The following is a 26,036-nucleotide window of genomic DNA, read 5'->3' on the forward strand; positions in this document are numbered from 1 at the left end:
TGGTGGGTGTCTTCTGAACCGATAGAGACGATTTTGCCGACCTGAGTACATGGTCAGCGGCTCAAGTCCGGTAAGTGACGGATATGCTGATTTATTCTAAGGAAGATAAAGACTCGCGCGCGAGGAGCGTGCCTGCGGTTTCAGTCAATTTAAATACTGGCATCAAAATTGCTTCTTATCGAGGAGACAGTCGCCTTGTGTGGCGATCCCGTTTAACGGATAGCATGCCATTATGAAAAAACATTTTGAAAAACATATAGTTACATCTCTCTCGTCTTCGGCGCCTTTGATCAGAAGGGGCCCTGAAACAGGCATGTTTTACCGTGTCGAGGCCGAATTTTCCGTAGTCGAAGCAAAAATGCCGACCGCATTGGAGCAAGTATCATGAGCCTGAACGCAATTTTAAACTCCGGTGTAAGTGGCATGCTGGCTCACCAGACTGCCCTGAATGTGACATCGACAAATATCGCCAATGTCCAGACCGAAGGTTACGCGCGCAAAACGGTGGAGTATAGCTCGATATTCGTCAATGGCATCGGCACCGGTGTAGAGATTAGCGAAGTCCGCCGCATAACTGACGAATTTATCGCCAAGGAGCTGCGTCTCGCGACTGCGGGATCCGAACAGTATAAGGCTATGTCTGAAATTTATGGGCAGTTGCAGTCATTACTTGGCGATCCTGCGGCGAATAATTCCCTTACCGGAAAGCTGGATAATCTGAATTCAGCATTTGCCGCCCTGACGGTTGATCCAACGATGTCGGTATCCCGGACTGCGGCACTCAATGAAATCACAAATTTCGGCATAGAGACGAACCGATTACTTTCTCAGATACAGGATCTGCGCAAAGAGGCGGACACCCGTGTTGCCGAGGAAATCGAAGTTGTAAACGCCGCCATTTTGCGGCTTCACGATTTAAACCTTGAGATAAAATCCGCATCCCAAAGCAATAAACCAACTGGTGATCTGCTGGATCAGCGTGATCAGGCGCTCACCGAAATCTCAAAAATTATGGATATTAAAACATATCCTATGCGGGATGGTGCGGTTGCAGTTGTGACGGACGCAGGTCAGCAGCTTCTTGATTTCCAGCCGCGTCAGCTTGTCTATTCGCCAGCCGCCTCTGTCACCAGTGAAACAATTTTTAGCCAGATCACGCTGAATGTATATGACACCGTTAACAAGACCGTCGCGGACACCGGCTTGGCGCTGGATCCGGAATTGCAAAGTGGATCGCTTCGCGGCTGGCTTGATATGCGGAATACGGAGCTTCCAAACCTCGCGGCTCAGATTGGCTCTCTTTCAGCCGAGGTCGCAGCCCGGTTTAATGCCGTCCATAATGATAATATTACTGTTCCGCCTCCCGCGGCGATGGCGGGTCGGAATACGGGAGTGGTTGCGACGGACGCACACGGATTTAGCGGACAGGCGAGCTTCTACAGTTTCGATGCGAACAATAATGTGGTCGCGTCCTACACTGTCGATTTCGACAATCCAGGGACGGCCACAATGGCTGATGTGATTGCAGAGGTAAATGGTGCGCTGGGTGCCGGAACCTTAAGCCTTGCCAACGGGGTCTTAACAATGTCGGCCCAAGGTGGCGCAACTGGCATTGGTATCTCCCAGGAAGCGGGAAGTCCGTCCGATCGCGGTGGACGCGGTTTCTCACATTTCTTTGGTATGAATGACCTGATCACCACCATGATTAATACGACATATGATACCGGGTTAATGGCGAGTGACACCCATGGCTTTACGGGAACGACGACACTGGAGTTCCGGGGACCCAATGGCGAAGAACCGGTCTCCATGACCCTTGATTTCGGCGCGATCGGCGGTACGATGGCGGACGTTGTCAACGAGATTAACAGTAACCTCGGCGGCTATACAACCGCATCACTTGATGCAAATGGCGCCTTGGTATTCAACAATAGCACGGGTTTTGGTGACTACAGCGTGAATGTACTGGCCGATGCTACAGATCGCAGTGCCACGGGAATGAGCTTCTCGGAAATGTTCGGGGTTGGGCTTAAATATCCGGCGGATGCTGGCCTTGAGTTCTCTGTAGATCCTGCCATAGCTGCAAATCCGCAGCTCTTGGCAACGGCCAAAATCAACCCTACCGGAACACCGGCTGTCACCAGCGCAGACAATCGTGGCGCGCTCGCCTTTCAAGACCTGGCGACGGCGCGATTTACCTTTGGTTCAGTAGGCGGGTTGACAGGGTCCACAGTTTCTCTAGGAGACTATGCGGCGCAGGTACTTGCGAAATCCGGACTGGACGCCGCCCGCGCAGAAAGCCTGCAGAGTGATCGGGCAGCCCTGAGTGGCGAGTTTCATAACCGCCTTCAGGAAGTATCCGGCGTCAATATGGACGAGGAACTTGCGAACCTGATTGTTTACCAGAACGCCTATAATGCTTCGGCGCGGATTATCACGACCGCGCGCGAGATGTATGACGTTCTTATTAATCTCGTCTAGGAGAGAACCATGACACGCATTTCTACATTTCAGCAAAGCCAGACGCTTATCAAGGAAATGATGAATAGTCAAAGCAAGCTGGCGGATTCCCAACGGCAGGTTTCGACCGGTCATGTGGCGGAGTACTACAAGGATATCCACATGGATGTCACCAGTCTCGCAGGTTCGAAATCGCTGTTGTCCCGTCTGGAGCAATATGAAGCAAACAACGGTAAAATCATGGGCCGGCTTGCGCATTATGATCAGGCGCTTGCTGGAATGGAAAGCGCAGGAGGAGACGTTCTTTCTGCTGTGATGTCAACGATTAACACAGCGTCACCGCAAGGGCTGTATGGGGCGATTGAAGGGGCATTTGAGACAACTCTGAATTTCCTTAACAGCCGGAATACGGAAGGCTATTTGTTCAGCGGTTCCAACGGTGAAGCGCCACCCGTAAATATCACGTCCATCAATGACTTAATGGCTGCGGCCCAGCCGCCGGCCGATATCTTTGATAATAATGATCTGAAGGCGTCTGTTAGGATCGATGAAAACCGGACTCTGGAAGTAGGTGTTGTTGCCGATGAAATTGGACTGGAGATTATGACAGCACTGCAGCGTTTAGCACTTTGGGCAAACGGAACGGTACCGACGACAGCGCCGGTCCCAGCTGGACCGTCGGGCAGTTTTGCCGTTCCACTCAGTCAGGAGGACCAGAGTTTTCTCTCCGGTGAGATCGCCAATCTAGAGACTTTGATGGACAACATGGCGGCCTTCCGTGGTGCTAATGGCCTTAACCAGAAGACAGTAGAAGATACGACTGAAGCCTTGGGGTTGCAGATTGATCAGGCCAAGGTGTTCATCAGTAACATCGAAGATGTCGATGCAGCGGAAGCGATTGCCAACCTGACGCAGCGTGAAATCGCGCTTGAAACCTCCTACAGTGTATTGAGCCAGCTTAACCGGTTGAGTCTGCTGAATTTCCTCTGACTCGGTTTCTCCGCAATTGCCAGACTTGCATATTGGGCCGCGCACTCTATATTGCGCGCCATGAATTCACTTGGTTTTGATACAGCACCGGAAGATACTCGCATCGTTGTTGCCATGTCCGGCGGCGTCGATAGTTCGGTCACGGCTGCGCTGTTGAAGGATCAAGGCTATGACGTAGTTGGCATTACGCTGCAGCTTTATGATCATGGTGCCGCCGTTCAGAAGAAGGGTGCCTGCTGCGCCGGGCAGGATATCCATGATGCCCGGCGCGTCGCCGAAGCCATTGGCATTCCTCATTACGTTCTCGATTACGAGAGCCGCTTTCAGGACAGCGTAATGGATGAGTTTGCTGATAGCTATTTGCGCGGTGAAACCCCGGTTCCCTGTGTGCGATGTAACCAGACTGTGAAATTTCGGGATCTGCTGGAAACGGCGCAGGATCTCGGGGCTGCCGCCCTGGCAACAGGTCATTATTTGCGCCGCGAGGATGCTGGCGGCAAGGCGCAGCTATTTCGGGGGCGCAATGCGATCAAGGATCAGAGCTATTTCCTGTTTGCTACGACGCAGGAACAGGCTGACTATTTGCGCTTTCCTCTTGGTGATTTAACGAAGGAGCAGACGCGCGCGCTTGCTGATAAATATGATCTGGCTGTGGCTGCAAAACCTGAAAGTCAGGATATCTGCTTTGTCCCTAACGGCAACTACGCGAAGGTAATTGAGCGAATGCGCCCCGGATCTGCCGTGACTGGTGATATAGTGGACCTGGAGAATAATGTTCTCGGACAGCATACCGGGATTATCAACTATACGATCGGACAGCGTCGTGGCCTTGGTGTCGCGACAGGAAGCCCGCTCTATGTCACCCGCATCGATCCTGAGCGTAACCGGATCGTTGTTGGCCCGGCTGATGCCCTGCTCGTCTCCAAACTTACCTTGCGGGAGATGAACTGGATAGGAGATGAGCCACTCGGGACATCTGGCGTCATGGTCACGGTGAAAGTAAGATCAACGCAGGAACCAATGCAAGCAACTGTTTATGGTGCGCCAGGCGACTGGGCGGAAGTGCATCTGGCTGTTCCTGAAGCTGGCGTTTCCGCGGGGCAAGCCTGTGTGATGTATGACGGAGACAGACTGCTCGGCGGTGGCTGGATAGCCGGAACAGAAGCGCCGGTTAAAATCGCTAGTGCCCGGCAGCAGCTGAGCGGGTAATTGTCATTTCCTTGCTTGACAGGTCTTTGTAAAAAACCTAAAAACCGGGCTTCGATGGGCCTGCAGGCTTTGGAATGCAACGATGTCGGCGGTCGCTTTTGGCTCCTTAGCTCAGTTGGTTAGAGCGGTGGAATCATAATCCATGTGTCCCCAGTTCGAGTCTGGGAGGAGCCACCAATATAGAAGCCGGGGTTGAGGGCAAGCCTCCCCCGGCTTTTTTAATGCGCTGCAGCACATATTGGATTTTAGAAAATTGTGATTTCTGATTTCTTTGGCACTGAGCAGGATCAGGCCGGTGTCAGGACATGTATTACCCGGCTTTCGAGCCAGTCTTTCGTTTTAGCTCCATAGGCCTTCATATGCTCGGATTTGGCATGGTCCATCAGGGCATCCATGCTTTCCCACTTCTCGATAACGGCAAAGCTGTCTTCGCCAAGCTTAGCCTGAAAGCCGCCAACGCCATCCATATCGACAACGGCGTTATATTCAATGCAGCCTTTTTCGGCATGGACAGCAGGCGTATTCGCCTTGAAGGCGGTCAGGACCTCAGCGCGCTTTCCGGCTTTGGCGGTTATGATGGCGACGACGTTAACAGCAGACATGGTATTCCCCTTTTTTATTATGGTTGTTGCAATCACACAAATTCTACAGCATAGCTTGGGGCGAAGGCCACGATTAATCGCGTGAAAAATTTGTAATTACGACCAGAGGGCAGCTGACATGCTTGGAAGAATATCAAGATTACGTTGCAGACATACCCTGTCGTTGATGTTGGCGATTAGTGCCATTTGCCTGCCATGGGCCGCATCGGCTGAAACGTGGCGCAAAACCGGTTGTGCCGGGGTCATAGAAGCAGAGATGGAAAAGTTGGACATTTCAACTTTGGGAAAGGCCGAAGTTCATTACGTCGTTTCCAGCAGAGGTTCTGCCGCCTCGGAAGGTTCGGAGAAGCTAAACGGTTGGGTCGGCTTTGAGAACTGCAAGGGAAACCTGACAGTTCAGTTGTCCCGAAATTGCACTGTCACGGCGACATATACAAGTGGTGCTTGTCGAATTCCCGGCGTTCCGCATTATTAGTCCGTGAGTGGCTGGTTCCCGCATCTTTTATTGTCCTTTGACCACATTTCAATCTGGTGGGTGAAACGATCCCCGTCACTGAGCGTTATGTTTTGAAAGCCCAGAAGTGTAATCAGGTCAAGAAACGTCAGATTTTCCGGCGAGCCGGTTTCCTCAAATATCGGGGTTGTCCTGGCGCTGTTGGTTAGATCTGCAAGCAGGGCACGCACCCGGTAAATGGTCTTCAAATGGCCGTCCGTTTTGGCAACGATAATCAGCTTGCGAGATTCGCCTCCTTTCACGAAGACAGAATAAGCGGACTCATACGGTTGATTGGCCATTCCTTCCTTGATGCCAATCACAAACCCGACCCGGCGTCGCTTGTCCATATCAGGCAATGGTGAGACGCGGGCACAATAAATCTCGATTTTAGCCGGTGCAGGATAATAATATCCGACATATCGATCCTGCTCTGCTGAGACGGCAGGAGTGATCATCAATAGAGGCCAGCTCACGGCCAGAAGCCAGGCAAAGGTACGTCCCAACATTAAATCGCTCCCGATAGCAGATTTTCTAAAGGGCACAGATTATTGGGAAAACCCTGCTTTGGACACCCCAAAAATAGAGGACCACCCTAATTCAGCTGACCAAGTGAGCGTCATTCCATTCGCGCAGCATTTTATGCGCTTCTGCCGCGGCAGTCTCATGATCGGGTGTTTTCTCGGGTATCTTCGCTGTAAGCTCTATGACGTAGCCATTTGGATCGCGAAAGTAAATGGAATGGATTGTATGGTGATCGGAAATGCCACGGGTCTCCATGCCCAGCTTCTTTCCTTTTTCAAACATCGCATGGAGGCTATCCATATCCACTTCAAGCGCGATGTGAAGGTCAAAGTCGTGTTGATCCTTGAACTCGAATTCCCGGTCGGGTGCTTCAAAGAAAGCGAGGAAAGATCCGTCGTCCATTTCATAGAAAGTATGAAGAACTTCCGTTTTCCGACCGGTTTTCGTTTCACTAATTGAGAGCGCATGGGCGAGGGGGAGGCCCAGAAAATCTTCGTAGAATTTTCGTGTTTCTTCGGAATTTCGGCATCTATAGGCGTTGTGGTGAAGTCCTTTTATCATCATGACCCTCTAAAACAAGTTAATGCGCCCTTGAGTAAATAACTGGCCCTCAATTTGACAAATTCAACCTTCCATTCCGTTATTCAAGTCTAGCCGGTTTTGCGCAACTTGAACCGCTGTATTTTTCCGGTGGCTGTTTTTGGAAGCTCATCAACAAATTCGATCCATCTCGGATACTTGAAGCTGGCGAGACGCTCTTTCACAAAAACTTTCAATTCGTCAGCCAGGCTATCGAGGTCCATATCAAAATTTTTCGGAACGATAATGGCTTTCGGTTTGATAAGGCCGTCTGCATCTGCCTGGCCAACGACGGCAACTTCCAGAACTGCTTCATGCTCAATCAGGGCAGCTTCTACCTCGAATGGCGATACATAGATACCGCCAACTTTCAGCATGTCGTCCGTCCGTCCGCAATAAATGTAATAACCGTCTTCATCCTGACGGTATTTATCCCCAGCGCGCGTCCAGGGGCCGTGAAATGTCTCAATGCTTTTTTCGCGCCGGTTCCAATACATAATCCCGCTGGTCGGACCTGAAATTTCTAGCGCTCCCATCTCACCTTGTGCAACGGGAAGACCGTCATCTCCCGTCAGGCGGATGTCATATCCCTTCACCGGTTTTCCGGTTGACCCAGGACGGATGTCGTCAGGCCGGTTGGAAAGAAAAATATGAAGCATCTCCGTGCTGCCGATGCCGTCGAGAAGATTAAGACCAGTGAGTTTTTGCCACCGTGCCAGGATTTCTGCAGGCAAGGCCTCGCCCGCGGAAATACAAAAACGTAAGTTATGACTTTCTCCCTCGGGCAGCAGATTACTTGCCAGCAGCATGCCGTAAAGAGTTGGGACACCAAAGAAAATCGTCGGTGATTTGTTTATCAGAATGTCGGCGACGGCTTCAGCAGTCGGAGTACCTTCCAACAAGATCGATGTGGCGCCAACAGCGAGAGGAAAAATCAAACCGGCCCCTAGCCCATAGGAAAAGAATAACTTTGGCGCAGGATACACGACGTCATTTTCATTCATACCCAGAGTGCCTATGGCATATAGCTCTGCTGTCATTTTCAGGCTTTTATGAATATGGACAGTTCCTTTTGGCATTCCCGTTGTGCCTGAAGTATAAGCCCAAAAACACATATCATCGGCCCTTGTCCTAGCGGCGATGGCCTCCTTGCTCTGGGATGCCAGAAGTGAAGAGAGCGCATGATGGTCTCCGCTGGCTTCACCAGAAACGATGACTGTATTAAGCTCGGGGTGTGATGCGAGGTGACCTTCAAATAATGGCAGCAGAATGTCGGAAACGACAACCGCTGTGGCACGGCTGTCCTCCAGTACAAATGAGTAGTCATTCGCGGTAAGTCGCGTGTTGATCGGGACGGGAATAACGCCCGCTTTAATTGCTCCAAGGAAGCAAACGGGGAAATCAATGCTGTCATTCATGCAAAGAACAATACGCTGTTCCGGCAGAATACCCAGTTCCCGGAGGGCATTGGCGAAGCGGTTAACGTTATCGCTTAGCTCCTGATAACTATGGGAGCCCGACTTGTCGATAATCGCTGTTTTTTGTCCCCGTCCGGCAGCCAGATTATGATCAATAAGATCTACCGCGGCATTGTAAAATTCGGCCTCATCGGCTTCGATGGACATTGCATTTCTCTCCTTGACGATCATTTACGCAGCCAGTCTTATACAGCTTATTAGTTTAACTTTCATTAAGCGCATCTGGCAAGTATGGCATTATCATAAACTTTTAAGTATTCGTCAGTTGCTCAAGCCATCCGTCCGCCCACTCAGCGGCTTGGTCTTCGGGCAATTCTCCGGAAGAGGCGTCATGGCGCATGATGTCGCCGACGCGTGTTGCGCCAAGTTTCTGAAATGCGGTGTCGAACAAAGTTCCCGCATTGCAGAAGGTTTGGTTGTAGGTAATGTCCCCAAGGGCAAAGACACCGAACCGGATGCCGGAAAGGTTCGGTTCAACCGTTGTCAGATTGTCAATAAAGGCTTGGCCATTGTCCGGTACGTCCCCCTGTCCATAAGTTGATGTGCAGATAACATATGCGGCATCATGGGTCAGGATGTCGGAGCTGAGGTCATCCATCAGAAGTATTTCCGCCGTCTTACCTTTTGCGGATAAGGCGTCAGCAATTTCCTCGGCTACGAGTTCGGCTGTTCCGGTCATTGTGCTGACAAGAATTTTTACATGATCGACCAAAATTGCGGTTCTCCAAAAAAATGCCTACGCAAAAACCGGAATAGGAAATATAATGCACTTTGTCCAGTGCATTATAAATAAATGTTGGTGATCATAGAGATGAGTAAAAAAGCGAGCGAACCGTCACGGCGGGAAGGCAGCCGCACGGATGAGTTTCTGGTTGATCTTGGTACGCATGTGCGGGCAGTACGGGCACAGCATGGCATGACACGGCGGATTCTTGCTCGGGATTCTGACGTTTCGGAGCGATACCTTGCTAAACTGGAGACCGGACAGGGAAATGTCTCCATATCGATACTGAGGCAGATTGCCGACGCCATGGATATGAATCTCATTGACATTCTGGCTGTCGGGGATCAGCTCAGTCCGGAAATGCAGGAGCTATATCAGCTGGCGCGGCATCTGCCTGCGGACCAATTGGCGATAGCGATATCAGAGATCAGGAAACAGCTTGCGCGTTCCGAGCATGTGGCTAAGGCCCGCCGGATCTCTTTGATTGGACTGCGTGGGGCCGGAAAGTCAACGCTGGGGCCGCTTCTTGCGGAAAATCTAGGGTGTGAGTTCGTGGAACTAAACAAATGTATCGAAAGAGAATTTGGCGCAGGATTGGACGAGATTTTCTCCCTCGCGGGGCAACCCTCCTTTCGTCGGCTGGAACGCCAATGTCTTACGGATATCATTGCAAATCATGATGACATTGTCATTGCGACAGGTGGGAGTATCGTTGCGGACGAGCAGACTTTTTCCATGTTGCTAAATCGGACGCATGTCGTTTGGGTGCAGGCCGAGCCCGAGGAACATATGTCTCGGGTAGTTGCTCAAGGTGATATGCGTCCAATGAGAGGAAGCCGTGAGGCGATGAAGGATTTGAAGCAAATTCTTGCCGCAAGGATACCCCTTTACCGCCGCGCTGATGCGAAATGCAGTACATCGGGCAAGTCGATTGCAGAAAGTTTGCATAACCTTAAAAATGTGGCAAAGGGGTTGATTGCGCCGGAGTGATTGTAAGTTGCTTGACATGAATTAAAGTGCATTTTAGAAAGGTAGTATAATTCATAATTCTGAGTAAGGCCCATGATCATTTTCGACAGGCATCCTGATAACTATTGTCACTGGACATTGTCTGTTGATGGGGCTATTGCAACTCTTGCGCTGGCGGTAGATGAGGATGCCGGGATTGTCCCTGGCTATCAGCTCAAGCTCAATTCCTATGATCTTGGCGTCGATATCGAACTTAACGATGCGTTGCAGCGGATACGATTTGAATATCCCGCAGTCCGTACTGTTATTGTCACCAGCGGCATGGAAAAAATGTTTTGCGCGGGCGCAAACATCTACATGTTGGGAACTTCTTCTCATGGCTGGAAAGTGAATTTCTGCAAATTCACCAATGAAACGCGAAATGGGATGGAGGACAGCAGCCGACATTCCGGTATTAAGTTCATTGCGGCATGCAACGGAACGACCGCAGGTGGCGGTTATGAACTTGCGCTTGCCTGTGACGAAATATTTCTGATTGATGATCGCTCCAGCGCCGTTAGTCTCCCTGAAGTTCCACTTCTCGGCGTATTGCCGGGAACGGGCGGCCTCACCCGCCTGACAGACAAACGCAAAGTCCGCCATGACCTGGCAGATGTTTTCTGCACGAATCCGGATGGTGTGCGTGGTCGGCGAGCCAAGGAATGGGGACTGGTGGATGAGGTTGTCCCGCGAAATTCCTTTAACGAAAAAGTTATGGCGCGGGCGCAAGAACTTGCCGCAAAGAGTAAACGACCGGAAAAGGCAAACGGCATTACCTTGCCGCCTCTCAGCAGGAAGATTGATGACGTCGGTTACCATTATCGGTATGTCGATGCCGTGATTAATACAGAGGAAGGGTACGCGACCCTGACCATTGCGGGCCCCGGTGATGATATAGAAATTTCACTTCCGGACATTTATGAAGCGGGGGCTAACTGGTGGCCGCTTTCCATGGCACGTGAACTTGACGATGCAATCCTGATGCTGCGAACGAATAATGAAGATATCGGGACGCTTCTTCTCAAGACAACCGGTTCGATTGATAATGTGCTGAAGGCTGATGCGGCGCTTTTTGAGCATCAGGATAACTGGTTTGTCTGTGAAGTGATCGGCATGTTACGGCGCACTTTGGCGCGTCTCGATGTTTCCTCCCGCAGTTTATTTGCCCTCATGGAAGAAGGATCCTGTTTCGCCGGCACTCTTTATGAACTCGCGCTTGCTGCCGATCGCATCTACATGCTGGATATCGCAGAAGAAGAGGGGATGCCGCCACATATTACACTGAGCACACAGAATTTCGGCGCCTATGAGGCTGTTAACGGAAAGAGCCGACTGGCTCACCGGTTTTATGAAGACGATGACGTACTTGATGCTCTCAGGCAACAAATGGAGATCAGGCTGGATGCCATCGAGGCTGAAGAAAAAGGCCTTGTCACCTTTATTCCTGACGATATCGACTGGGAAGAAGAAATACGGCTATTGATTGAGGAACGTAATAGCCTCTCGCCGGATGCCTTGTCCGGCCTTGAGGCAAATTTGCGCTTCGGCGGCTCTGAAACCCCTTCCACAAAAATTTTCGGGCGGCTGTCCGCTTGGCAGAACTGGATTTTCAATCGCCCCAATGCTGTTGGCGAAAAGGGCGCCCTTAAACTATTCGGTAGCGGGACCAAGGCCGAGTTTGACAAGAGGAGAGTGTAGGGTGGCGATAAACTATCAGGAGCGAATCCCCAATAATGTGGATCTCGGTAACGACCGCCGCCTCCAAAGGGCACTCGAACATTGGCAGCCCCGCTTCCTTGACTGGTGGCAGGAACTAGGGCCGGAAGGATTTCAGTCGAAAGAAGTTTACCTGCGCACGGCAACGTCGGTTGATGCGAAAGGCTGGGCGAGCTTCGGTAAGGTGAAAATGCCGGACTATCGTTGGGGCATTTTTCTCAATCCGGAGGAAAAGGATCGGACCATCGGCTTTGGCGATGATTATGGCAAGCCGGTCTGGCAGCAGGTGCCGGGAGAGTATCGCTCCACTCTCCGCCGCTTGATTGTGACGCAGGGCGATACGGAGCCTGCCTCAGTCGAGCAGCAGCGGCTGCTTGGCCAGACATGCCCGTCGCTTTTTGATTTGCGCAACCTGTTTCAGGTGAACGTCGAAGAAGGGCGGCATCTATGGGCGATGGTTTATCTTCTGCATGCCTATTTTGGCCGCGATGGACGGGAGGAAGCGGAAGATCTGTTGCTGCGCCATTCGGGGAAAGAAGACAATCCGCGCATTCTCGAGACATTTAACGAGCCGGTCAGCGAATGGCTCTCTTTTTTCATGTTTACCTATTTCACGGACCGTGACGGCAAGTATCAACTTAAATGTCTGGCGGAATCATCTTTTGATCCCTTGGCGCGCACTTGCCAGTTTATGCTGACGGAGGAAGCGCATCATATGTATGTGGGGGAAACCGGGATCACACGTATCATCCGGCGTACGCTTGAAAAAATGACGGAACTCAAAACGGACGACCCTATTATACTGAGAAAGGCCGGTGTTATCGACTTACCATTGCTTCAGCGCTACGTGAATTACTGGTTTTCCTCCTGTATGGATCTGTTTGGGGCCGAAATTTCATCTAATGCAGCAATCACTTTCGCGAATGGTATTAAGGGACGCCCGGACGAGCGGCAGTATGAAGACCATATTGCCCGCGATACCAGTCTGGAAATTGAAATGCCGGATGAAAAAGGCGGGATTTGTATTGAGGAAGTCGCCGTGCGCAGCGCCATCAACTGTCAGGTGCGTGACGCCTATATCAAGGATTGCATGGTCGGCGTAACCCGCTGGAACCGCCTTATCAAGAAGGCCGGATTTGATTATGCGATTGAACTGCCGTCAAGTCGATTTCGCCGCAATATCGGATCGTGGGCGGGGGTAACAACAACACCGAAGGGTGATTTTATATCGGAGGCGGAATTCCATCGCCGCCAAGACGAGTTTTTGCCCTCTGACGATGATCGTAATTATGTTCTTAGCTTGATGCGGCAGGTGACAGAGCCTGGTAAAATTGCCGGCTGGATCGCCGCGCCGGATCGGGGCATCAATAATATGCCGGTCGACTATGAATATGTTGTGCTGAAATAGCGGCAATTCCGGGTCCCAGGTTTAAATGCTACCTTCGCTTTCAATCACAAGGATGCGGGAAGGAACCAACGGGACGGCATTGTGCCGGTCGCCCGTTTCGGCATGAAAAATCTCGCCGGGAGAAAGTTGTAAAACACTCTCTAGTCCGGCATCCCCGATATGCATCTCAACTTTACCATCCAGAAGGACAAAAACTTCCGGGCCGTCATTCACATGCCAGATATAGGGTTGATCGGTCCAGTGAAGGCGGACAGTCGCGTTTTGAATCTGCTCAATATCGAGGGCATCCCAGGCTTTTTCTCCCTGAAAATCTGTTGGCTTGATTACACGCATAACATCATCCTCTTAGTCACCACCTTCGTAGCGACCGCATTTACTTTAATAAAGAGCGTGTAGTCTCCACGCTAGGGCGGCCTTTTATATGTTCGTACCAAGCGGATAGCTTGGAATAATCCCCCAACATTTCAATCCCTTCCTGCGCCATTGTGAAATAGTCGACCATCGGTATGAGATGAGCATCTGCGAGGGAGAATGTGGAAGACGCTATATATCCATTGTCACTAATGATCTTTTCTAATGCTCGCAGGACAAATGCGCTCTCTTCAATCCCTTCCTTCAAAAGCTCTTTATCAACGGGTTGGTCAAAAACCGGATTAAAGACGCTTTCAGAGAAGACTTTCCTGACTAATGGTCGATAGCCATAGTTATCGACGATCGCCATGACCTGCCGCATTCTAGCACGCTCTTGTATACTCGTGGGCTGTAACGAGGGGCCGCCAAAAGCTTCATCAAGATATTGCGTGATGGCGCTTGTTTCATAAAGAAACAGATCACCATGACGAATAGCCGGGACCCGTTTAAAGGGATGAATTTGGAGGTAGTCGTCGGCAGCATCCATATCAAAGGGATTTATGTCACGGATGACATGTTTGATCTTCTTTTCCGCCAGTACGATTTTTACAATTCGTCCATAGGCGCTGAACTTGAAATTGAAGAGTTCAATTGTCATTCTGGATGCCGCTCTGTACTGTAATTGTCTCTTAGGTTCATCTTGACCAGATGTATGATGAATACACAAGCGGCAATACCATTTTTTCCCTTGCACTTGCCGACCATCTCGGCGATAACGCGGCACCCTGTTTTTGGGATAATGGAACGGTTTTTTCACGGATAAAAATGCTGAAAAATATCAGGAAAAATGACGAAATTGACGACGCAGACGAGATGCGGGTTGATTATTTCGTGCATAAGGACGGCCTGACATTCGCGGGAACCCACCTGATAGTTGATCTCTGGCAGGGAGAGGGGTTCAATGACCCTGACCTCATTGAGAGCGCTCTACGCCGCTCAATCGATGCAGCCGGGGCGACTTTGTTGCATTTCCATGTCCATGCATTTGAGCCGGATGGCCTTTCCGGCGTGGCAGTATTGGCGGAAAGTCATATCAGTTTTCACAGCTGGCCCGAGCGTGGATTTATGGCGCTGGATATTTTCATGTGCGGAAAGGCCGACCCCTATAAAGCCATTCCGGTTTTGAAGGAGGCGTTCAAGCCGGTTACGCTTCAGGTCAATGAAATCAAGCGGGGAATTGTCAGTTGATGGAGCTCTTCGATGAGGGGTTGCATTCTGGTGTTAATCTCGCGCTGAATGTCGAGAAGGTCATCTATCGTGAGAAGACCGACCTTCAGGATTTGGTGATATTCGAGAATAGCCAGTTCGGGCGGGTCATGTCCCTTGATGGCGCGGTCCAAACGACGGAAAAAGACGAATTCATTTATCATGAGATGTTCGTGCATGTTCCACTTCTTGCTCATGGCAAGGTGCGGCGCGTCCTCATCATTGGCGGCGGCGATGGTGGCGCAGCGCGGCAATTGATGAAGCACAGGAATATAGCGGTAACGCTAGTCGATATTGATCGCACCGTCATTGAGCTCAGCAAGAAATATATGCCATCTGTCTCTGGCGGCGCTTTTGATGATCCTCGGCTCGAACTTGTGATTGCGGACGGCTGTAAATTCGTCGAAGAAACAGACGCACGCTGGGATGTCATAATTATTGACAGTACGGATCCGCATGGCCCGGGCGAAGTTCTCTATACAGAAGAGTTCTATCGTGACTGCAAGACATGCCTGAGCGAGGGTGGAATAATCATCACCCAGAACGGCGTTCCGTTTGTTCAGGAGAGTGAGCTTAGAGAAAGTTATGATCGGCTTGGCGGCTTGTTTAAGGACGTGACGTTTTACCTTGCCGCCATTCCGAGTTATGTCGGGGGCGTTATGGCCTATGGGTGGGCGACGGATGAGGCGGATCACCGAAAAACCGGCCTTGCCAAACTGGCGCAACGATATATCGAAGCGGAATTAGAAACAGAGTATTATACGCCGGAAATACACCAGGCCGCTTTCGCCCTGCCCCTGCATATTCAGAAGATGCTGACGCGGGAACTCTAGGCCGCTAGCACTCCACCACGTTCACGGCGAGCCCCCCTTGAGAGGTTTCCTTATATTTACTGAGCATGTCGACGCCGGTTTGCCGCATGGTCTCTATCACCTCATCAAGGGACACCACGTGTACGCCGTCTCCGGAAAGTGCCAGTCGGCAAGCATTGATTGCCTTCATGGCACCCATGGTGTTGCGCTCGATGCAGGGTATCTGAACTAGGCCACCTATGGGATCGCAGGTCAGGCCAAGGTTATGTTCCATGCCGATCTCCGCCGCGTTCTCAACTTGCTCATTTGTGCCGCCGAGGACGGCGGTGAGCGCCCCTGCCGCCATGGAGCAGGCAACACCCACTTCTCCCTGACAGCCCATTTCCGCCGCCGAGATCGAAGCACGTTTTTTGTATATGGCGCCAATGGCGGCGGCCGTCAGCAGGAAGTTACGGCTGCCCTCTTTGGTGACACCTGGGCAGAACCGTTGGTAATATTTGAGGACCGCAGGGATCACGCCTGCCGCCCCATTCGTAGGCGCTGTGACCACACGGCCGCCGGCGGCATTTTCTTCATTCACGGCCAAGGCATACAGATTAACCCAATCGAGAACAGTCAGCGGATCGCGCGATGCCCGCTCCGGGTTTTCCATCAGGTCTTTATAAAGCTTGTTAGCGCGACGTTTTACATTCAGGCCGCCGGGCAGCACTCCTACACCTTCACATCCGCGCTTTATACAGTTGATCATGGCGTCATTCACATCATCCAGAAAGGCAAAAGTTTCTTCTTCTGATCGCCAGCTGCTTTCATTGGCGAGCATCATCTCGGCGATACTGAGGCCGCTTTCTTTTCCCAGTGCAAGCAATTCATCCGCAGATGTAAAAGGGTAGGGCAGGCTGATATTGTGGCCCCGGGTTTCCGCGCGGTCGCCCTCATTATGTGAAACCACATAGCCGCCGCCGACGGAAAAATAATCCCGGCTGAGCAATTCTTCTCCGTCTTTACTGAACGCATAAAAGCGCATCCCGTTTGAATGTTCGGGCAGGAGCTCGTCTTTCAGGAAGAGGAGGCTTTGATCTTCGAAAAAAGGAATAGCATGGGCCCCGTCAAGTGAAATCGACCCGCTCGTCCGGATTTTAGCGATCAGGGGCTGGACTTCTTCGGGATCGACAGCGGAAGGGCGCTTGCCGCTTAATCCGAGAAGGATAGCCATATCCGTTGCATGACCATGACCCGTAAGCGCAAGAGAGCCATATAACTCGACAAGGACGCGATCAGTTTTCAGAAGCAGATCTTCACTATTCAATCGGTCAACGAAACGTTTCGCTGCGCGCATCGGGCCCACAGTATGGGAACTCGAAGGGCCAATGCCGATCGTGTAAAGATCGGTGACACTTATATTGACATCCATCTGCGAAGTTGTGCTTGTCGAACTTGCAGGCCTTGATGGCACAACGGGTGTGACATTGCCAAGGCCGGTTTTGGGAGTTGTTGTCATATCGGGCACCCTTCTTTACTTTGGTGGAACTCACCAATGCGCTAAATGATGCCCCCTCTGTCCGTGTACCTGAAAGATTACGCTGGAAACTTCCAGCTTACCTCTTCGGTGATGCGCCAACCATCGTCGGCGTATTCTCTCCAGAGCCTTTTGTCCTGACGATACAGGTGCCTGAGAGTTTCCGGGGCGGTTGCTCCTTCGGCGCCGGTAATACCGGTCTCTCCCATCAGGAAAATCAAGGTATGCCGATCATCGAGCGGCAAGTGTGACAACCTTAGGTATGGTGTCTGCCCATTGTCAAGCTTCTGATGTCAGGTTGACGCTTAGCGGGTGCCGTATTTCAGGACCCAAAGTGGCAGCAATGCTGCTACATCGGGACTTTTCTCGTCCAGCTCGATCGCTGTCGTCATACTTTGCGTATCGACGCGAACAATCCGACCTCCGAAGCGGCACATTTCGGGAGAGCCAACTGGCCCGACAATTCCTTCTACCGGTTTGTCGAGTTCCGCCTGGCCAAGCACGCCGTTCAGCATCATACCGTCAAGGGACCAGTTTTCGGTTGAAAACTGCGTTCCGTCAATCTCTACACTCAACACAGGCTTGGAGACACGGAAGGCTCCCCGTTTTTCGAATCTGTTCTCAACCGATAGATCATTCATTTCAGCTTGCAGCACAATTCTCTCCATAAAAGTTTGTACAGCAATCACTATGCAGCGTTCGTGCCAGAATGACATTCATGGAAAACACAACGGTTTCTATATGGTTCGGTGGAAAAGAGACAAAAAAGCGAACAACGGCGTTTGATGGTGGGCAAGAAAGTCCTGACAGAAGGAAAATATTTGCCGCAAGTTTGTTTTTCGGGCCCTTGAAGGGTGCTTTTGGAAAGCGAAAGAGAATCAAAATCATCAATAAGTACGGCTGAGATTCAATTTCGGGCCGATTTTCTTCCGTCTCCGCCTGAGGTGTAGATTTTTTTTAAATTCGACCAAAAGTAATAATATTCTGTTTTGAAAGGATTTTTCGCAATATTGCTGCAGGTGCGAAGGTAAAAAATGAAATTTTGTCAATAATGACAATTTGTCATCTTTGAAAAACCCTGCTAATAATCGCCGCAAGCCGGGTAACTGGGCGGAAGATCCAAGCCTGGCTAAACTTTCCAATAAACTAGGAGTCATCCTTTATATGTCAATGCCAGCTGTTCTGGAGGGGCGACTTTCTCTTCCAGTCATTGCATCGCCAATGTTCATTGTTTCCAATCCGGAACTGGTGATAGCGCAGTGTAAACAAGGCATTGTAGGCTCCTTTCCGGCGCTGAATGCGCGGCCGGTTTCTCAACTCGATGAATGGCTGCAACAGATAAAGACCGAACTTGCGGACTATGCGAAAGCCAATCCGGACAAGAAGGTGGCTCCTTTCGCGGTCAATCAGATTGTTCATGCGTCGAACGCTCGGCTGGAAGAAGATGTTGCGCTCTGCGTCAAGCACGAAGTGCCCATTATTATTACCAGTCTCAGGGCGCCAAACGAAGTTATCGACGCGATACACTCATACGGCGGAATTGTTCTGCATGACGTAACAACTATTCGTCACGCGCAAAAGGCGCTGGAGGCCGGTGTCGATGGGCTGATACTTGTCTGCGCTGGCGCTGGCGGCCATGCCGGCAGGTTAAGCCCTTTCGCCCTGGTATCAGAGGTCCGGCAGTTTTTTGACGGTCCTATTGCCCTTTCCGGCGCGATTGCCAATGGGCACTCAATTCTCTCGGCGCAGGCGATGGGGGCGGACCTTGCTTATATGGGCAGCGCCTTCATTGCGACGAAGGAAGCGAACGCGGTTGAAGATTACAAGTCCATGATTGTTGAAAGCGCCGGCGAAGACATTGTGTATACCAATACATTCACCGGCGTTCATGGAAACTATCTCCGCCCGAGTGTTGTTCGGGCAGGGCTGGATCCGGAAAACCTGCCGGGGGCTGATAAGAGCCGGATGAACTTCGGTAGCGGTGGCACTGGAAAGTCTAAAGCCTGGAAGGATATTTGGGGTTCCGGGCAGGGAATCGGCAGTGTTGGTGATGTGCCGAGTGTTGAAGAATATGTGAACAGATTAAAAGAACAGTATGCCCAGGCCAAGGCTGAAATCAATAATAAGGCCATGTAGACTGAATTTATCCCTCACCCCTATGGGGTGGGGGTAATTTCTTTTCAGATTCCGATGAAAATTGAACGAGATTAAGCGACGCTGCGGTTAGCTGCGGACCGCTGTCGCAATGCCACTTGTTGAAGTTTCGCGAATGATTTCCCGAATGTTCACCGAGCATTTCGCGCACTGTGGTGCTGCACCTAGCAATTCATAGACATTGGCAATACGTTGCGCGCCAGATGCAACTGCCGTTTTTACGTCGCGATCCGTTAATCCATTACAGAGACAAATATACATTGCGCGTATCTTCTTTGTTAAAAGTGCCAATCATTCCTAAAAGCTAGTGTATTTGCGAATGGTTGTCAATAGCAATGAATTCTCGGTGCGCGCTTTTTTACATTATGTGATTGATTTTCCTATGAGGTTTGTGACTGAATAAAGTTTTCCAGTCCCATTTTGCCGATCAAGTCACGTTGCGTTTCCAGCCAGTCAATATGTTCTTCCTCCGATTCTAGGATATCGACCAGCAAATCACGTGAAACATAGTCCTGTTTGCTTTCGCAGTCTTTTATCGCGTTTTTCAGATCGACATGGGCCACATGCTCCATCTTGAGATCACATTCGATGATCTCCTGTACGTCCTCCCCAATCATGAGCTTTCCGAGATCCTGCAAATTAGGCAGTCCGTCAAGGAAAAGTATGCGCTTGATGAGCTTGTCGGCATGTTTCATCTCGTCAATGGATTCGTGATACTCCTTATCGCCCAGTTCGTTCAGGCCCCAATCTTCGAGGATTCGGGCGTGGAGAAAATACTGGTTGATTGCCGTCAATTCGTTTTTCAAGATGACATTCAGATGCTTGATAATTGACGTGTCGCCCTTCATAAAACCCTCCTTGCGTAACTATGGTTAGTTCAGTAACTATATCTAAGGAGTGCAGTTTAATAAATGCTCTTAAGAAAAAGACTTGATGAACAAGCGAGGTGAGAGATGTCGGAAAATCCGTTTAATCCAGAAAACCATAAATATGGCGAGGCAAGCTATTTCGAGGACCTTTCGGTTGGCCAGAGGTTCTATATTCCCTCCCGGACTTTGCGTGACGCTAATTTTTCGGCGTTTCAGGCCGCCTCGGGCGATAATCACCCCATTCACTATGATTTAGAATATTGCAAGTCGCAGGGCCATCCGGAATTGCTCGCCCATGGTTTCCAGGTTTTGATACAGACCGCTTCCGGCGCAGGTATTTTTCCGCATGTTATCGGTGAGGCTCTTGTCGCTTTCATAGATCAGTCATCAAAATTTCTGGGCCCCGTTTATTACGGTGATACGGTCTATCCGGAACTAGTCATCACGGATCTCAAAGAACAGAAATCGACAGGCGTCGTGACGGTGCGCTCCACAATTCATAATCAATGCCGTGAGCTTGTTCTCGAAGGAGAGCAGCGGTATCTCGTCCGTCGGCGGAAGTAGCGTTACACTGCAGACTGAATTTTAAAATTCCGGGTTGATGCCAGAACCGATCCGCAGAGTTGCTCCATACCATCCTTCACGGTAAATATATCAGCGGCGCCAATGGAAATATTGCGGCCGTTTTGCAGAACGCGTCCGCGGGCAATTACTTTTTCGCCGCGTGCCTGCGCTGTCATTTTTACGGTAAAATCCAGCGTGGCACAGGCCCATCCCGCAGGCAGCAGGGAATTGCAGGAGCTTACCGCAGCGATATCGCCAACCGTGCCGATAAAGGATGCCGGAAAGAGGTCCGGAGGCGTTGATAGAGCCGCCTGAAATGGGGCCTCAATGACAATATGCCCGGGCGTCTCATCCAGTATGGTGACACCATAGCTCTGGACAAACGGGAGCAGCGCCAGAAAATCGGAGGGTTTTGATAACTCCCCCGATTTGTCCGGCTTTCCTGTTTCCTCAGTGCGCATAACGACCGACAATCTGCTTGCCGAGGGAGGACATATGGACTTGGTCCGGTCCGTCAGCAAGCCGGACAGTCCGGGCGTAAGCAAATGCTTCCGCAAGGAAAGTGTCTTGGCTCAGACCCATCGCGCCATGCACCTGAATTGCCCGGTCAATCACGGTCTGGGCCATTGTTGGCGCGGTGATTTTGATCATGGCGATCAGGTCCCGGGCCTCCTTATAAGAGACATCGTCCATACGTGCGGCTGCTTTCAGCGTGAGCAGGCGGGCTTGCTCTATCTCGCAGGCAGACTTGGCGATATCTTCTCGCACCGATCCTTGATCGCTTAATTTCTTGCCGAAGGCGACACGATTTTCCGCCCGCTTGCACATCAGTTCCAATGCCCGCTGGGCGCAGCCGATCAGGCGCATGCAGTGATGGATGCGACCGGGGCCAAGGCGCCCTTGTGCAATCGCGAAACCTTCGCCTTCTCCGCCGATAATATTGGATGCCGGAACACGAACGTTTTCCAGGAGAACCTCCGCATGGCCATGCGGGGCATCATCGGAACCAAAAACATTCAACGGCCGGAGAAGGGTGACGCCTTTTGTATCAACCGGTACCAGTATCTGGGATTGTTGTGTATGGCGCGGGGCGTTCACATCGGTCTTGCCCATCACAATCATGATTTTGCATCGGGGATCCAAGGCGCCGGATGTCCACCACTTGCGCCCATTGATGACATATTCATTGCCTTGGCGATCTATCGTGCATTGGACATTCGTTGCGTCGGAAGAGGCGACGGCAGGCTCCGTCATGGCAAAAGCTGACCTGATCTCGCCATTCAGAAGGGGGACAAGCCACTCATCTCGCTGCGCTTGAGTCCCATAACGGGCAAGCACCTCCATATTGCCAGTGTCGGGCGCGCTGCAGTTAAAGGCTTCGGAGCCGATGGGGGACCGCCCCATAATTTCGGCGAGCGGGGCATATTCCAGGTTATTTAATCCTGCGCCGTAATCCTCAAATTCCGCAAGGAAGAGGTTCCAGAGACCTTGCGCCTTTGCCTTCTTCTTTAATTCCTCCATGATTGGCGGAATCGTCCATCGATTGTCGGATTTCTCCAGAAATTCATGGAACACAGCCTCCGCCGGATATACGTTTTCGTTCATGAAGCCTTCGACGCGACTTACCAAATCGTCGACTTTATCGGTAAAGGTAAATTTCATTTCTCTGCCCTCATCAGGTTTTGCTGAATTCGATTATTAAGATAGCGTTGAATTTAAAATCATTAAAATTTATTTTTATGATGATTTAGTATTCATAAAACTTATAGTTAGACAATGCAGCTTACTCACATTGACATGAACTTATTCCTTACTTTTGAGGCTATTTATACCCATGGTAACCTCACGCTGGCGGCGCGTACCTTGAATGTGACGCAGCCGGCGGTCAGTAATGCCCTTAACCGTTTGCGGGAGCGATTAGGCGATCCCCTGTTCATCCATGCAGGCAAAAAAATGAACCCGACGCCGATGGCCCAAAAAATGATCGGCCCGGTTCGTCAGGCGCTCCGACTCCTTCAGACAGGTATCAGCGCGGAAGAGCAGTTTGATCCCGCAGGCAGTGACAAAGTTCTTCGGATTGCAATTGGCGATATTGGTGAAACGATTTTGCTGCCAAGGCTTGTTGAAAAGCTGCGACGGATGGCACCCCACATGAAAGTACAGGCGTTCCATGTCCCAAGGCGATCAATTCCGCGCCGCCTTTCTTTAGGCGAGATCGACTTTGCCGTTGATATCCCGATCCTTGATAACGCTCAATTGATGCATGACAAGTTGATGGTTGAGGAGCAAGTCTGCGCAGTTGGCCGCAATCATCCGCTTGCCGGAAATGCGGCCATTACGCTTACGGATTATCTCAATATGACGCACATACTTGTTTCGTCCCGTCCTCGCGGTGGGGGGATTGTTGATATCGAACTGGATAAGTCGGCGCATTCGCGGCGCATCGCTATCCGATTGCAACATTATCAAGCCGCCTTTCACATGATAGAGCGGACAGACTTGGCCGTAACTGCGCCACGGCAGTTGGCTCAACTATATGATTGCACGACATTCCGCGTGCCCCTTGATGTTCCCAACCTTGATCTGCATCTTTACTGGCATATTTCTGCAGATCAAATGGAAGCGAGCAAATGGCTGCGCAAACAGATTTTTTCAGTTATCTGAACGCAGCAACAAGTGGATCGTTGCGCGTATCGTCAGAATATGATTAGTCCTAAGCCATGACAGATATTCCCGACGAAAGCGAACCGACATTATATCTTATCCCGACGCCGATTGGGAATCTTGAGGATATTACGCTTCGGGCAATGCGGATTTTGCAATCGGTCGATGCGCTGGCCTGTGAGGATACGCGCCATACCCGAAAGATATATGAACGGCATGCTCTCACCAGCCCGCCCATTATTTTCCCTTGTCATGCGCATAATGAAGACCGGGCGGTAGGACGTATTCTTTCACTGCTTCGCGATGGAAAATCTGTTGGACTTACTTCCGATGCCGGGGCACCTGGAGTAAGTGATCCGGGTCAGCGCGCTGCAGCAGCAGCGATTGAGGCAGGATATCAGGTTGTTTCGCTTCCGGGCGCGAGCGCGGTCATCACGGCCTTGACCGTTTCAGGGTTACCAATTCCGGCATTTACATTTCTTGGGTTTTTGCCAAGACGACCGGGCCGACAGCGTAAATTATTCTTGGCCTTTGCCGAAGCACCGTCCGCGCTGGTGTTTTTTGAATCTCCCTTTCGTGTGGGCAAGATACTCGCAATTGCGCATGAGGTGCTTGGGGATCGTCCTGCCGCAGTCTGTATCGAACTTACGAAGAAATTTGAGAATATTCATCGTGGCCCACTGTCCGACCTCTCCGAGCAATTCTCCGACCAGAAAATCAAAGGCGAAGTCACTATTGTTATTGGCCCACCCATTCGCGAAGATTCGACAAAGGGTGAAACGAGCGGGTTGCTTGGGCTTCCCTGAGTATTGCGCCGAAGCAGTTGCAATTGAGTTTGGTAAATCAATCTGTTAAATTAGATTTATTGAAAGTGCGGATTTTGCAGCGGCTCTCTCGGTAACTTATAAGGAGGAACACTATGAATGTAGCAGGTATTCTGAAAGTGAAGGGGAGCGATATCATCACGGCAAGCCCTTCTGATAGCATAGAAGCAGTGGCGAACATTCTCGGAGAAAAACGAATTGGCGCCGTTCTGGTTGTCGACGAATCGGGCAAACTATGTGGTGTTCTCTCTGAGCGGGATATCGTACGCGGGCTTTCTGAAAGCGGGAATGGCTGCCTCCAGCTTGCGGCAGCTGACTTGATGACGTCAGATCTGGTAACGACAACACCGTCTGATACAATCGATAGCGTTATGGCCCTGATGACAGAGCGGCGCATCCGTCACTTGCCGGTTCTTGATGAAGGCCAGCTTGCGGGGTTTATCTCAATCGGCGATATCGTAAAAAGCCGCATGGATGAAGTCGAGAGAGAAGCGGCCGCCTTACGGGATTATATCGCGACAGGATAATAAAAATCAGGCCAGAACATCCATCGCATGTCTCAGGAACGACAGGGAGCGATCGGTTGCGGCCTCACCTTCTGCTATCATTTCCGCCGCCTTGTCGAATTCCAGCAACCCATGACTTGCCAATCTGGGTGCAATTGTTATGTCCGGCGGGTCGCCCGCTAGGCGGGACCTGCTCAGGCGATCCTGCACAATATTGAGGGACGACATCATGACGCCGAATATGCTTGGTTCTGCGCCTGATTTATCGAAAAAGCGATGTTTCATCAAGTTGAGCGGGGAGCGGGAATGAAAAAGCCGTGTTTTCTTGCCGTTTCCATCAACAACGAAATCCGCTTCGCTCTCGCCGATATTGGTCATGCCGAAAACATCCGCATTCAGATTGACTGCGATAACCAGGCGGGCTCCGAGCGCCCGACAGACGGATACCGGAACGGGGTTGGTCAGGGCCCCGTCAATAAGCCAGCGTCCATTGATTTTTTGCGGCGAGAACAGGCCTGGAAGAGCATAGGAGGCTGTTATTGCCTTTGCCAGATTGCCTTTTCGTATCCAGATTTCATGTCCGGTGCCAAGTTCAGTTGTTACTGCCGCAAAGGGAATCGGAAGGTCCTCTATTTTCGTATCCCCGATCGTGTCTTCCAGCAGTGTGAATAATTTTGCGCCCGAGATCAGCCCGCCACCTGTGAGGCGGATATCCAGCAGGCGAAACAGGCCGGATTTTCCCAGATCGCGTGCCCAGGCTTCCAGTTCATCAAGCTTGCCAGCAAGATACATCCCGCCGATAAGGGCCCCAATGGACGTGCCGCAGATATAGTCGGGCTTCAAGCCTTCCTGTTCCAGTCGACGCAGAACGCCAATATGGGCCATACCGCGCGCAACACCGCTGCCCAATGCCAATCCGATTTCCGGCCGTGACATAGATATACTACCTTGTGAGTCAGAATTTTCTCTTGTTTTATGCCTTAACAGATATATCTCATTAACTCCATACTCTCGGCAATCGCACTAGAGGTATATTTTGGCAAATGCCAAATACGGCTGATTATCCGTTGCTTGTATGTATTAGATAAGAGTTGTATTAAGGCTGTGTTAAAGATATAATACGATCTTCATATTTTTGTAAAATTACCTGTTGACGCCGTTGCGCGCTTATCTATATAAGATGGGCAACGACGCAGTCGGATACGCCTGATGAAGGTCAGGATAAGTTCGGCGGCGTTTTTTTTGTCCGGTTCAAGCGACTGGTTGATATTTGACATTGTTGTAATGATGAGAAGGGATGCCTGGGCGGCGGGGTTGT

Annotated in this window: 28 protein-coding genes, 1 tRNA gene and 1 riboswitch; of the genes, 15 read left to right on the forward strand and 14 right to left on the reverse strand. The window is 50.9% G+C overall.

Annotated elements, in window-relative coordinates; translation table 11 throughout:
• Nucleotides 1-384 precede the first annotated feature (384 nt).
• From flgK to AACZ19_RS10540, 4 genes are all read left to right on the forward strand, one after another.
• Nucleotides 385-2,481 (forward strand): flagellar hook-associated protein FlgK, encoded by a 2,097-nt coding sequence (gene flgK / locus AACZ19_RS10525; protein WP_339633674.1) that lies wholly within the window; start codon nucleotides 385-387, stop codon nucleotides 2,479-2,481.
• A gap of 9 nt (nucleotides 2,482-2,490) precedes the next feature.
• Entirely contained in the window at nucleotides 2,491-3,450 is a 960-nt protein-coding gene (locus tag AACZ19_RS10530; protein ID WP_339633675.1) for a flagellin, read from the forward strand.
• A gap of 60 nt (nucleotides 3,451-3,510) precedes the next feature.
• Entirely contained in the window at nucleotides 3,511-4,659 is a 1,149-nt protein-coding gene (gene mnmA, locus AACZ19_RS10535) for a tRNA 2-thiouridine(34) synthase MnmA (RefSeq protein ID WP_339633676.1), read from the forward strand.
• A gap of 100 nt (nucleotides 4,660-4,759) precedes the next feature.
• Nucleotides 4,760-4,836 (forward strand) — tRNA-Met (locus tag AACZ19_RS10540).
• A gap of 110 nt (nucleotides 4,837-4,946) precedes the next feature.
• On the opposite strand, the gene AACZ19_RS10545 is transcribed toward AACZ19_RS10540, so the two are convergent.
• The 5 genes from AACZ19_RS10545 to AACZ19_RS10565 all read right to left on the reverse strand — a co-directional run bounded on the left by AACZ19_RS10545 (nucleotide 4,947) and on the right by AACZ19_RS10565 (nucleotide 9,048).
• Nucleotides 4,947-5,261: a putative quinol monooxygenase gene (locus tag AACZ19_RS10545; RefSeq protein WP_339633677.1), complete on the reverse strand. Its 315-nt coding sequence runs from the start codon at nucleotides 5,259-5,261 to the stop codon at nucleotides 4,947-4,949.
• 471 nt (nucleotides 5,262-5,732) lie between these two features.
• Nucleotides 5,733-6,263: a hypothetical protein gene (locus tag AACZ19_RS10550; protein WP_339633678.1), complete on the reverse strand. Its 531-nt coding sequence runs from the start codon at nucleotides 6,261-6,263 to the stop codon at nucleotides 5,733-5,735.
• A 91-nt stretch (nucleotides 6,264-6,354) separates the two neighbouring features.
• Entirely contained in the window at nucleotides 6,355-6,843 is a 489-nt protein-coding gene (locus AACZ19_RS10555; protein WP_339633681.1) for a VOC family protein, read from the reverse strand.
• A gap of 86 nt (nucleotides 6,844-6,929) precedes the next feature.
• Complete coding sequence (locus AACZ19_RS10560; RefSeq protein WP_339633683.1) at nucleotides 6,930-8,483, reverse strand: benzoate-CoA ligase family protein; 1,554 nt, start codon at nucleotides 8,481-8,483, stop codon at nucleotides 6,930-6,932.
• A 103-nt stretch (nucleotides 8,484-8,586) separates the two neighbouring features.
• Entirely contained in the window at nucleotides 8,587-9,048 is a 462-nt protein-coding gene (locus AACZ19_RS10565; protein ID WP_339633686.1) for a flavodoxin domain-containing protein, read from the reverse strand.
• Between the two features lie 99 nt (nucleotides 9,049-9,147).
• On the opposite strand from AACZ19_RS10565, the gene AACZ19_RS10570 reads away from it, so the two are divergent.
• From AACZ19_RS10570 to boxB, 3 genes are all read left to right on the forward strand, one after another.
• Complete coding sequence (locus AACZ19_RS10570; RefSeq protein WP_339633689.1) at nucleotides 9,148-10,050, forward strand: helix-turn-helix transcriptional regulator; 903 nt, start codon at nucleotides 9,148-9,150, stop codon at nucleotides 10,048-10,050.
• Between the two features lie 72 nt (nucleotides 10,051-10,122).
• Complete coding sequence (gene boxC / locus AACZ19_RS10575) at nucleotides 10,123-11,766, forward strand: 2,3-epoxybenzoyl-CoA dihydrolase (RefSeq protein WP_339633691.1); 1,644 nt, start codon at nucleotides 10,123-10,125, stop codon at nucleotides 11,764-11,766.
• A gap of 1 nt (nucleotide 11,767) precedes the next feature.
• Nucleotides 11,768-13,192 carry a benzoyl-CoA 2,3-epoxidase subunit BoxB gene (gene boxB / locus AACZ19_RS10580; protein ID WP_339633693.1) on the forward strand — a complete coding sequence of 475 codons (1,425 nt, stop codon included), beginning with the start codon at nucleotides 11,768-11,770 and terminating at the stop codon, nucleotides 13,190-13,192.
• Between the two features lie 21 nt (nucleotides 13,193-13,213).
• On the opposite strand, the gene AACZ19_RS10585 is transcribed toward boxB, so the two are convergent.
• Both AACZ19_RS10585 and AACZ19_RS10590 read right to left on the reverse strand, forming a co-directional pair.
• Complete coding sequence (locus AACZ19_RS10585) at nucleotides 13,214-13,525, reverse strand: hypothetical protein (protein WP_339633695.1); 312 nt, start codon at nucleotides 13,523-13,525, stop codon at nucleotides 13,214-13,216.
• Nucleotides 13,526-13,565: 40 nt separating this feature from the next.
• The gene (locus AACZ19_RS10590) at nucleotides 13,566-14,201 is read right to left on the reverse strand and encodes a glutathione S-transferase family protein (RefSeq protein ID WP_339633697.1); all 636 of its coding nucleotides are present in this window, start codon (nucleotides 14,199-14,201) and stop codon (nucleotides 13,566-13,568) included.
• A gap of 50 nt (nucleotides 14,202-14,251) precedes the next feature.
• Here AACZ19_RS10590 and speD point away from each other — a divergent pair, with 50 nt between their 5' ends.
• Together speD and speE are read left to right on the forward strand one after the other, a co-directional pair.
• Nucleotides 14,252-14,791: an adenosylmethionine decarboxylase gene (speD, locus tag AACZ19_RS10595; RefSeq protein ID WP_339633699.1), complete on the forward strand. Its 540-nt coding sequence runs from the start codon at nucleotides 14,252-14,254 to the stop codon at nucleotides 14,789-14,791.
• On the forward strand, nucleotides 14,791-15,642 hold the full coding sequence (gene speE, locus AACZ19_RS10600; protein ID WP_339633744.1) for a polyamine aminopropyltransferase: 852 nt from the start codon (nucleotides 14,791-14,793) through the stop codon (nucleotides 15,640-15,642). Before speD ends, speE begins: the two co-directional genes overlap by 1 nt.
• Before the next feature lie 4 nt (nucleotides 15,643-15,646).
• On the opposite strand, the gene AACZ19_RS10605 is transcribed toward speE, so the two are convergent.
• Together AACZ19_RS10605 and AACZ19_RS10610 are read right to left on the reverse strand one after the other, a co-directional pair.
• Nucleotides 15,647-17,119, reverse strand: coding sequence for an L-serine ammonia-lyase (locus tag AACZ19_RS10605; protein ID WP_339633701.1), 1,473 nt, complete (start codon nucleotides 17,117-17,119; stop codon nucleotides 15,647-15,649).
• 149 nt (nucleotides 17,120-17,268) lie between these two features.
• Nucleotides 17,269-17,355: riboswitch (glycine riboswitch) on the reverse strand.
• 87 nt (nucleotides 17,356-17,442) lie between these two features.
• Nucleotides 17,443-17,793, reverse strand: coding sequence for a hypothetical protein (locus AACZ19_RS10610; RefSeq protein ID WP_339633703.1), 351 nt, complete (start codon nucleotides 17,791-17,793; stop codon nucleotides 17,443-17,445).
• 62 nt (nucleotides 17,794-17,855) lie between these two features.
• Here AACZ19_RS10610 and AACZ19_RS10615 point away from each other — a divergent pair, with 62 nt between their 5' ends.
• Together AACZ19_RS10615 and AACZ19_RS10620 are read left to right on the forward strand one after the other, a co-directional pair.
• Entirely contained in the window at nucleotides 17,856-18,041 is a 186-nt protein-coding gene (locus AACZ19_RS10615) for a hypothetical protein (RefSeq protein ID WP_339633705.1), read from the forward strand.
• Nucleotides 18,042-18,301: 260 nt separating this feature from the next.
• Nucleotides 18,302-19,273: a nitronate monooxygenase family protein gene (locus AACZ19_RS10620; RefSeq protein ID WP_339633707.1), complete on the forward strand. Its 972-nt coding sequence runs from the start codon at nucleotides 18,302-18,304 to the stop codon at nucleotides 19,271-19,273.
• 398 nt (nucleotides 19,274-19,671) lie between these two features.
• On the opposite strand, the gene bfr is transcribed toward AACZ19_RS10620, so the two are convergent.
• A complete protein-coding gene (gene bfr / locus AACZ19_RS10625) occupies nucleotides 19,672-20,139 on the reverse strand; it encodes a bacterioferritin (RefSeq protein WP_339633709.1) in 468 nt (155 codons plus the stop codon).
• A 105-nt stretch (nucleotides 20,140-20,244) separates the two neighbouring features.
• On the opposite strand from bfr, the gene AACZ19_RS10630 reads away from it, so the two are divergent.
• On the forward strand, nucleotides 20,245-20,724 hold the full coding sequence (locus tag AACZ19_RS10630; protein WP_339633710.1) for a MaoC family dehydratase: 480 nt from the start codon (nucleotides 20,245-20,247) through the stop codon (nucleotides 20,722-20,724).
• Between the two features lie 2 nt (nucleotides 20,725-20,726).
• On the opposite strand, the gene AACZ19_RS10635 is transcribed toward AACZ19_RS10630, so the two are convergent.
• Together AACZ19_RS10635 and AACZ19_RS10640 are read right to left on the reverse strand one after the other, a co-directional pair.
• The gene (locus AACZ19_RS10635) at nucleotides 20,727-21,185 is read right to left on the reverse strand and encodes a PaaI family thioesterase (protein WP_339633711.1); all 459 of its coding nucleotides are present in this window, start codon (nucleotides 21,183-21,185) and stop codon (nucleotides 20,727-20,729) included.
• Nucleotides 21,175-22,386, reverse strand: a complete 1,212-nt coding sequence (locus AACZ19_RS10640) for an acyl-CoA dehydrogenase family protein (RefSeq protein WP_339633713.1) — start codon at nucleotides 22,384-22,386, stop codon at nucleotides 21,175-21,177. The genes AACZ19_RS10635 and AACZ19_RS10640 overlap by 11 nt, the downstream gene beginning before the upstream one ends.
• Before the next feature lie 114 nt (nucleotides 22,387-22,500).
• On the opposite strand from AACZ19_RS10640, the gene AACZ19_RS10645 reads away from it, so the two are divergent.
• The 3 genes from AACZ19_RS10645 to AACZ19_RS10655 all read left to right on the forward strand — a co-directional run bounded on the left by AACZ19_RS10645 (nucleotide 22,501) and on the right by AACZ19_RS10655 (nucleotide 24,739).
• Nucleotides 22,501-23,388 carry a LysR family transcriptional regulator gene (locus tag AACZ19_RS10645; protein WP_339633715.1) on the forward strand — a complete coding sequence of 296 codons (888 nt, stop codon included), beginning with the start codon at nucleotides 22,501-22,503 and terminating at the stop codon, nucleotides 23,386-23,388.
• Nucleotides 23,389-23,444: 56 nt separating this feature from the next.
• A complete protein-coding gene (rsmI, locus tag AACZ19_RS10650; protein WP_339633717.1) occupies nucleotides 23,445-24,194 on the forward strand; it encodes a 16S rRNA (cytidine(1402)-2'-O)-methyltransferase in 750 nt (249 codons plus the stop codon).
• Between the two features lie 113 nt (nucleotides 24,195-24,307).
• Entirely contained in the window at nucleotides 24,308-24,739 is a 432-nt protein-coding gene (locus AACZ19_RS10655; RefSeq protein WP_339633719.1) for a CBS domain-containing protein, read from the forward strand.
• 6 nt (nucleotides 24,740-24,745) lie between these two features.
• Here AACZ19_RS10655 and AACZ19_RS10660 read toward each other — a convergent pair whose 3' ends face one another.
• The gene (locus AACZ19_RS10660) at nucleotides 24,746-25,654 is read right to left on the reverse strand and encodes a patatin-like phospholipase family protein (RefSeq protein WP_339633721.1); all 909 of its coding nucleotides are present in this window, start codon (nucleotides 25,652-25,654) and stop codon (nucleotides 24,746-24,748) included.
• A 191-nt stretch (nucleotides 25,655-25,845) separates the two neighbouring features.
• On the reverse strand, nucleotides 25,846-26,036 hold a 191-nt coding region (locus AACZ19_RS10665), incomplete at its 5' end, for a hypothetical protein (protein ID WP_339633723.1).

This window comes from uncultured Sneathiella sp. (assembly GCF_963973085.1).
In the GTDB taxonomy this organism is placed as follows: Bacteria; Pseudomonadota; Alphaproteobacteria; order Sneathiellales; family Sneathiellaceae; genus Sneathiella.

Bases quoted from the DNA above. Each gene is read 5' to 3' on its own strand.
- AACZ19_RS10545 (WP_339633677.1), bottom strand. From the start codon at position 5,261: ATGTCTGCTGTTAACGTCGTCGCCATCATAACCGCCAAAGCCGGAAAG.
- AACZ19_RS10640 (WP_339633713.1), bottom strand. From the start codon at position 22,386: ATGAAATTTACCTTTACCGATAAAGTCGACGATTTGGTAAGTCGCGTC.
- AACZ19_RS10590 (WP_339633697.1), bottom strand. From the start codon at position 14,201: ATGACAATTGAACTCTTCAATTTCAAGTTCAGCGCCTATGGACGAATT.
- AACZ19_RS10555 (WP_339633681.1), bottom strand. From the start codon at position 6,843: ATGATGATAAAAGGACTTCACCACAACGCCTATAGATGCCGAAATTCC.
- AACZ19_RS10660 (WP_339633721.1), bottom strand. From the start codon at position 25,654: ATGTCACGGCCGGAAATCGGATTGGCATTGGGCAGCGGTGTTGCGCGC.
- AACZ19_RS10655 (WP_339633719.1), top strand. From the start codon at position 24,308: ATGAATGTAGCAGGTATTCTGAAAGTGAAGGGGAGCGATATCATCACG.
- flgK (WP_339633674.1), top strand. From the start codon at position 385: ATGAGCCTGAACGCAATTTTAAACTCCGGTGTAAGTGGCATGCTGGCT.
- bfr (WP_339633709.1), bottom strand. From the start codon at position 20,139: ATGAAGGGCGACACGTCAATTATCAAGCATCTGAATGTCATCTTGAAA.
- AACZ19_RS10550 (WP_339633678.1), bottom strand. From the start codon at position 6,263: ATGTTGGGACGTACCTTTGCCTGGCTTCTGGCCGTGAGCTGGCCTCTA.
- rsmI (WP_339633717.1), top strand. From the start codon at position 23,445: ATGACAGATATTCCCGACGAAAGCGAACCGACATTATATCTTATCCCG.
- AACZ19_RS10605 (WP_339633701.1), bottom strand. From the start codon at position 17,119: ATGACAACAACTCCCAAAACCGGCCTTGGCAATGTCACACCCGTTGTG.
- mnmA (WP_339633676.1), top strand. From the start codon at position 3,511: ATGAATTCACTTGGTTTTGATACAGCACCGGAAGATACTCGCATCGTT.
- AACZ19_RS10615 (WP_339633705.1), top strand. From the start codon at position 17,856: ATGGAAAACACAACGGTTTCTATATGGTTCGGTGGAAAAGAGACAAAA.
- AACZ19_RS10530 (WP_339633675.1), top strand. From the start codon at position 2,491: ATGACACGCATTTCTACATTTCAGCAAAGCCAGACGCTTATCAAGGAA.
- AACZ19_RS10635 (WP_339633711.1), bottom strand. From the start codon at position 21,185: ATGCGCACTGAGGAAACAGGAAAGCCGGACAAATCGGGGGAGTTATCA.
- speE (WP_339633744.1), top strand. From the start codon at position 14,791: ATGGAGCTCTTCGATGAGGGGTTGCATTCTGGTGTTAATCTCGCGCTG.
- AACZ19_RS10645 (WP_339633715.1), top strand. From the start codon at position 22,501: ATGCAGCTTACTCACATTGACATGAACTTATTCCTTACTTTTGAGGCT.
- AACZ19_RS10560 (WP_339633683.1), bottom strand. From the start codon at position 8,483: ATGTCCATCGAAGCCGATGAGGCCGAATTTTACAATGCCGCGGTAGAT.
- boxC (WP_339633691.1), top strand. From the start codon at position 10,123: ATGATCATTTTCGACAGGCATCCTGATAACTATTGTCACTGGACATTG.
- AACZ19_RS10585 (WP_339633695.1), bottom strand. From the start codon at position 13,525: ATGCGTGTAATCAAGCCAACAGATTTTCAGGGAGAAAAAGCCTGGGAT.
- AACZ19_RS10570 (WP_339633689.1), top strand. From the start codon at position 9,148: ATGAGTAAAAAAGCGAGCGAACCGTCACGGCGGGAAGGCAGCCGCACG.
- AACZ19_RS10620 (WP_339633707.1), top strand. From the start codon at position 18,302: ATGTCAATGCCAGCTGTTCTGGAGGGGCGACTTTCTCTTCCAGTCATT.
- AACZ19_RS10630 (WP_339633710.1), top strand. From the start codon at position 20,245: ATGTCGGAAAATCCGTTTAATCCAGAAAACCATAAATATGGCGAGGCA.
- speD (WP_339633699.1), top strand. From the start codon at position 14,252: ATGTATGATGAATACACAAGCGGCAATACCATTTTTTCCCTTGCACTT.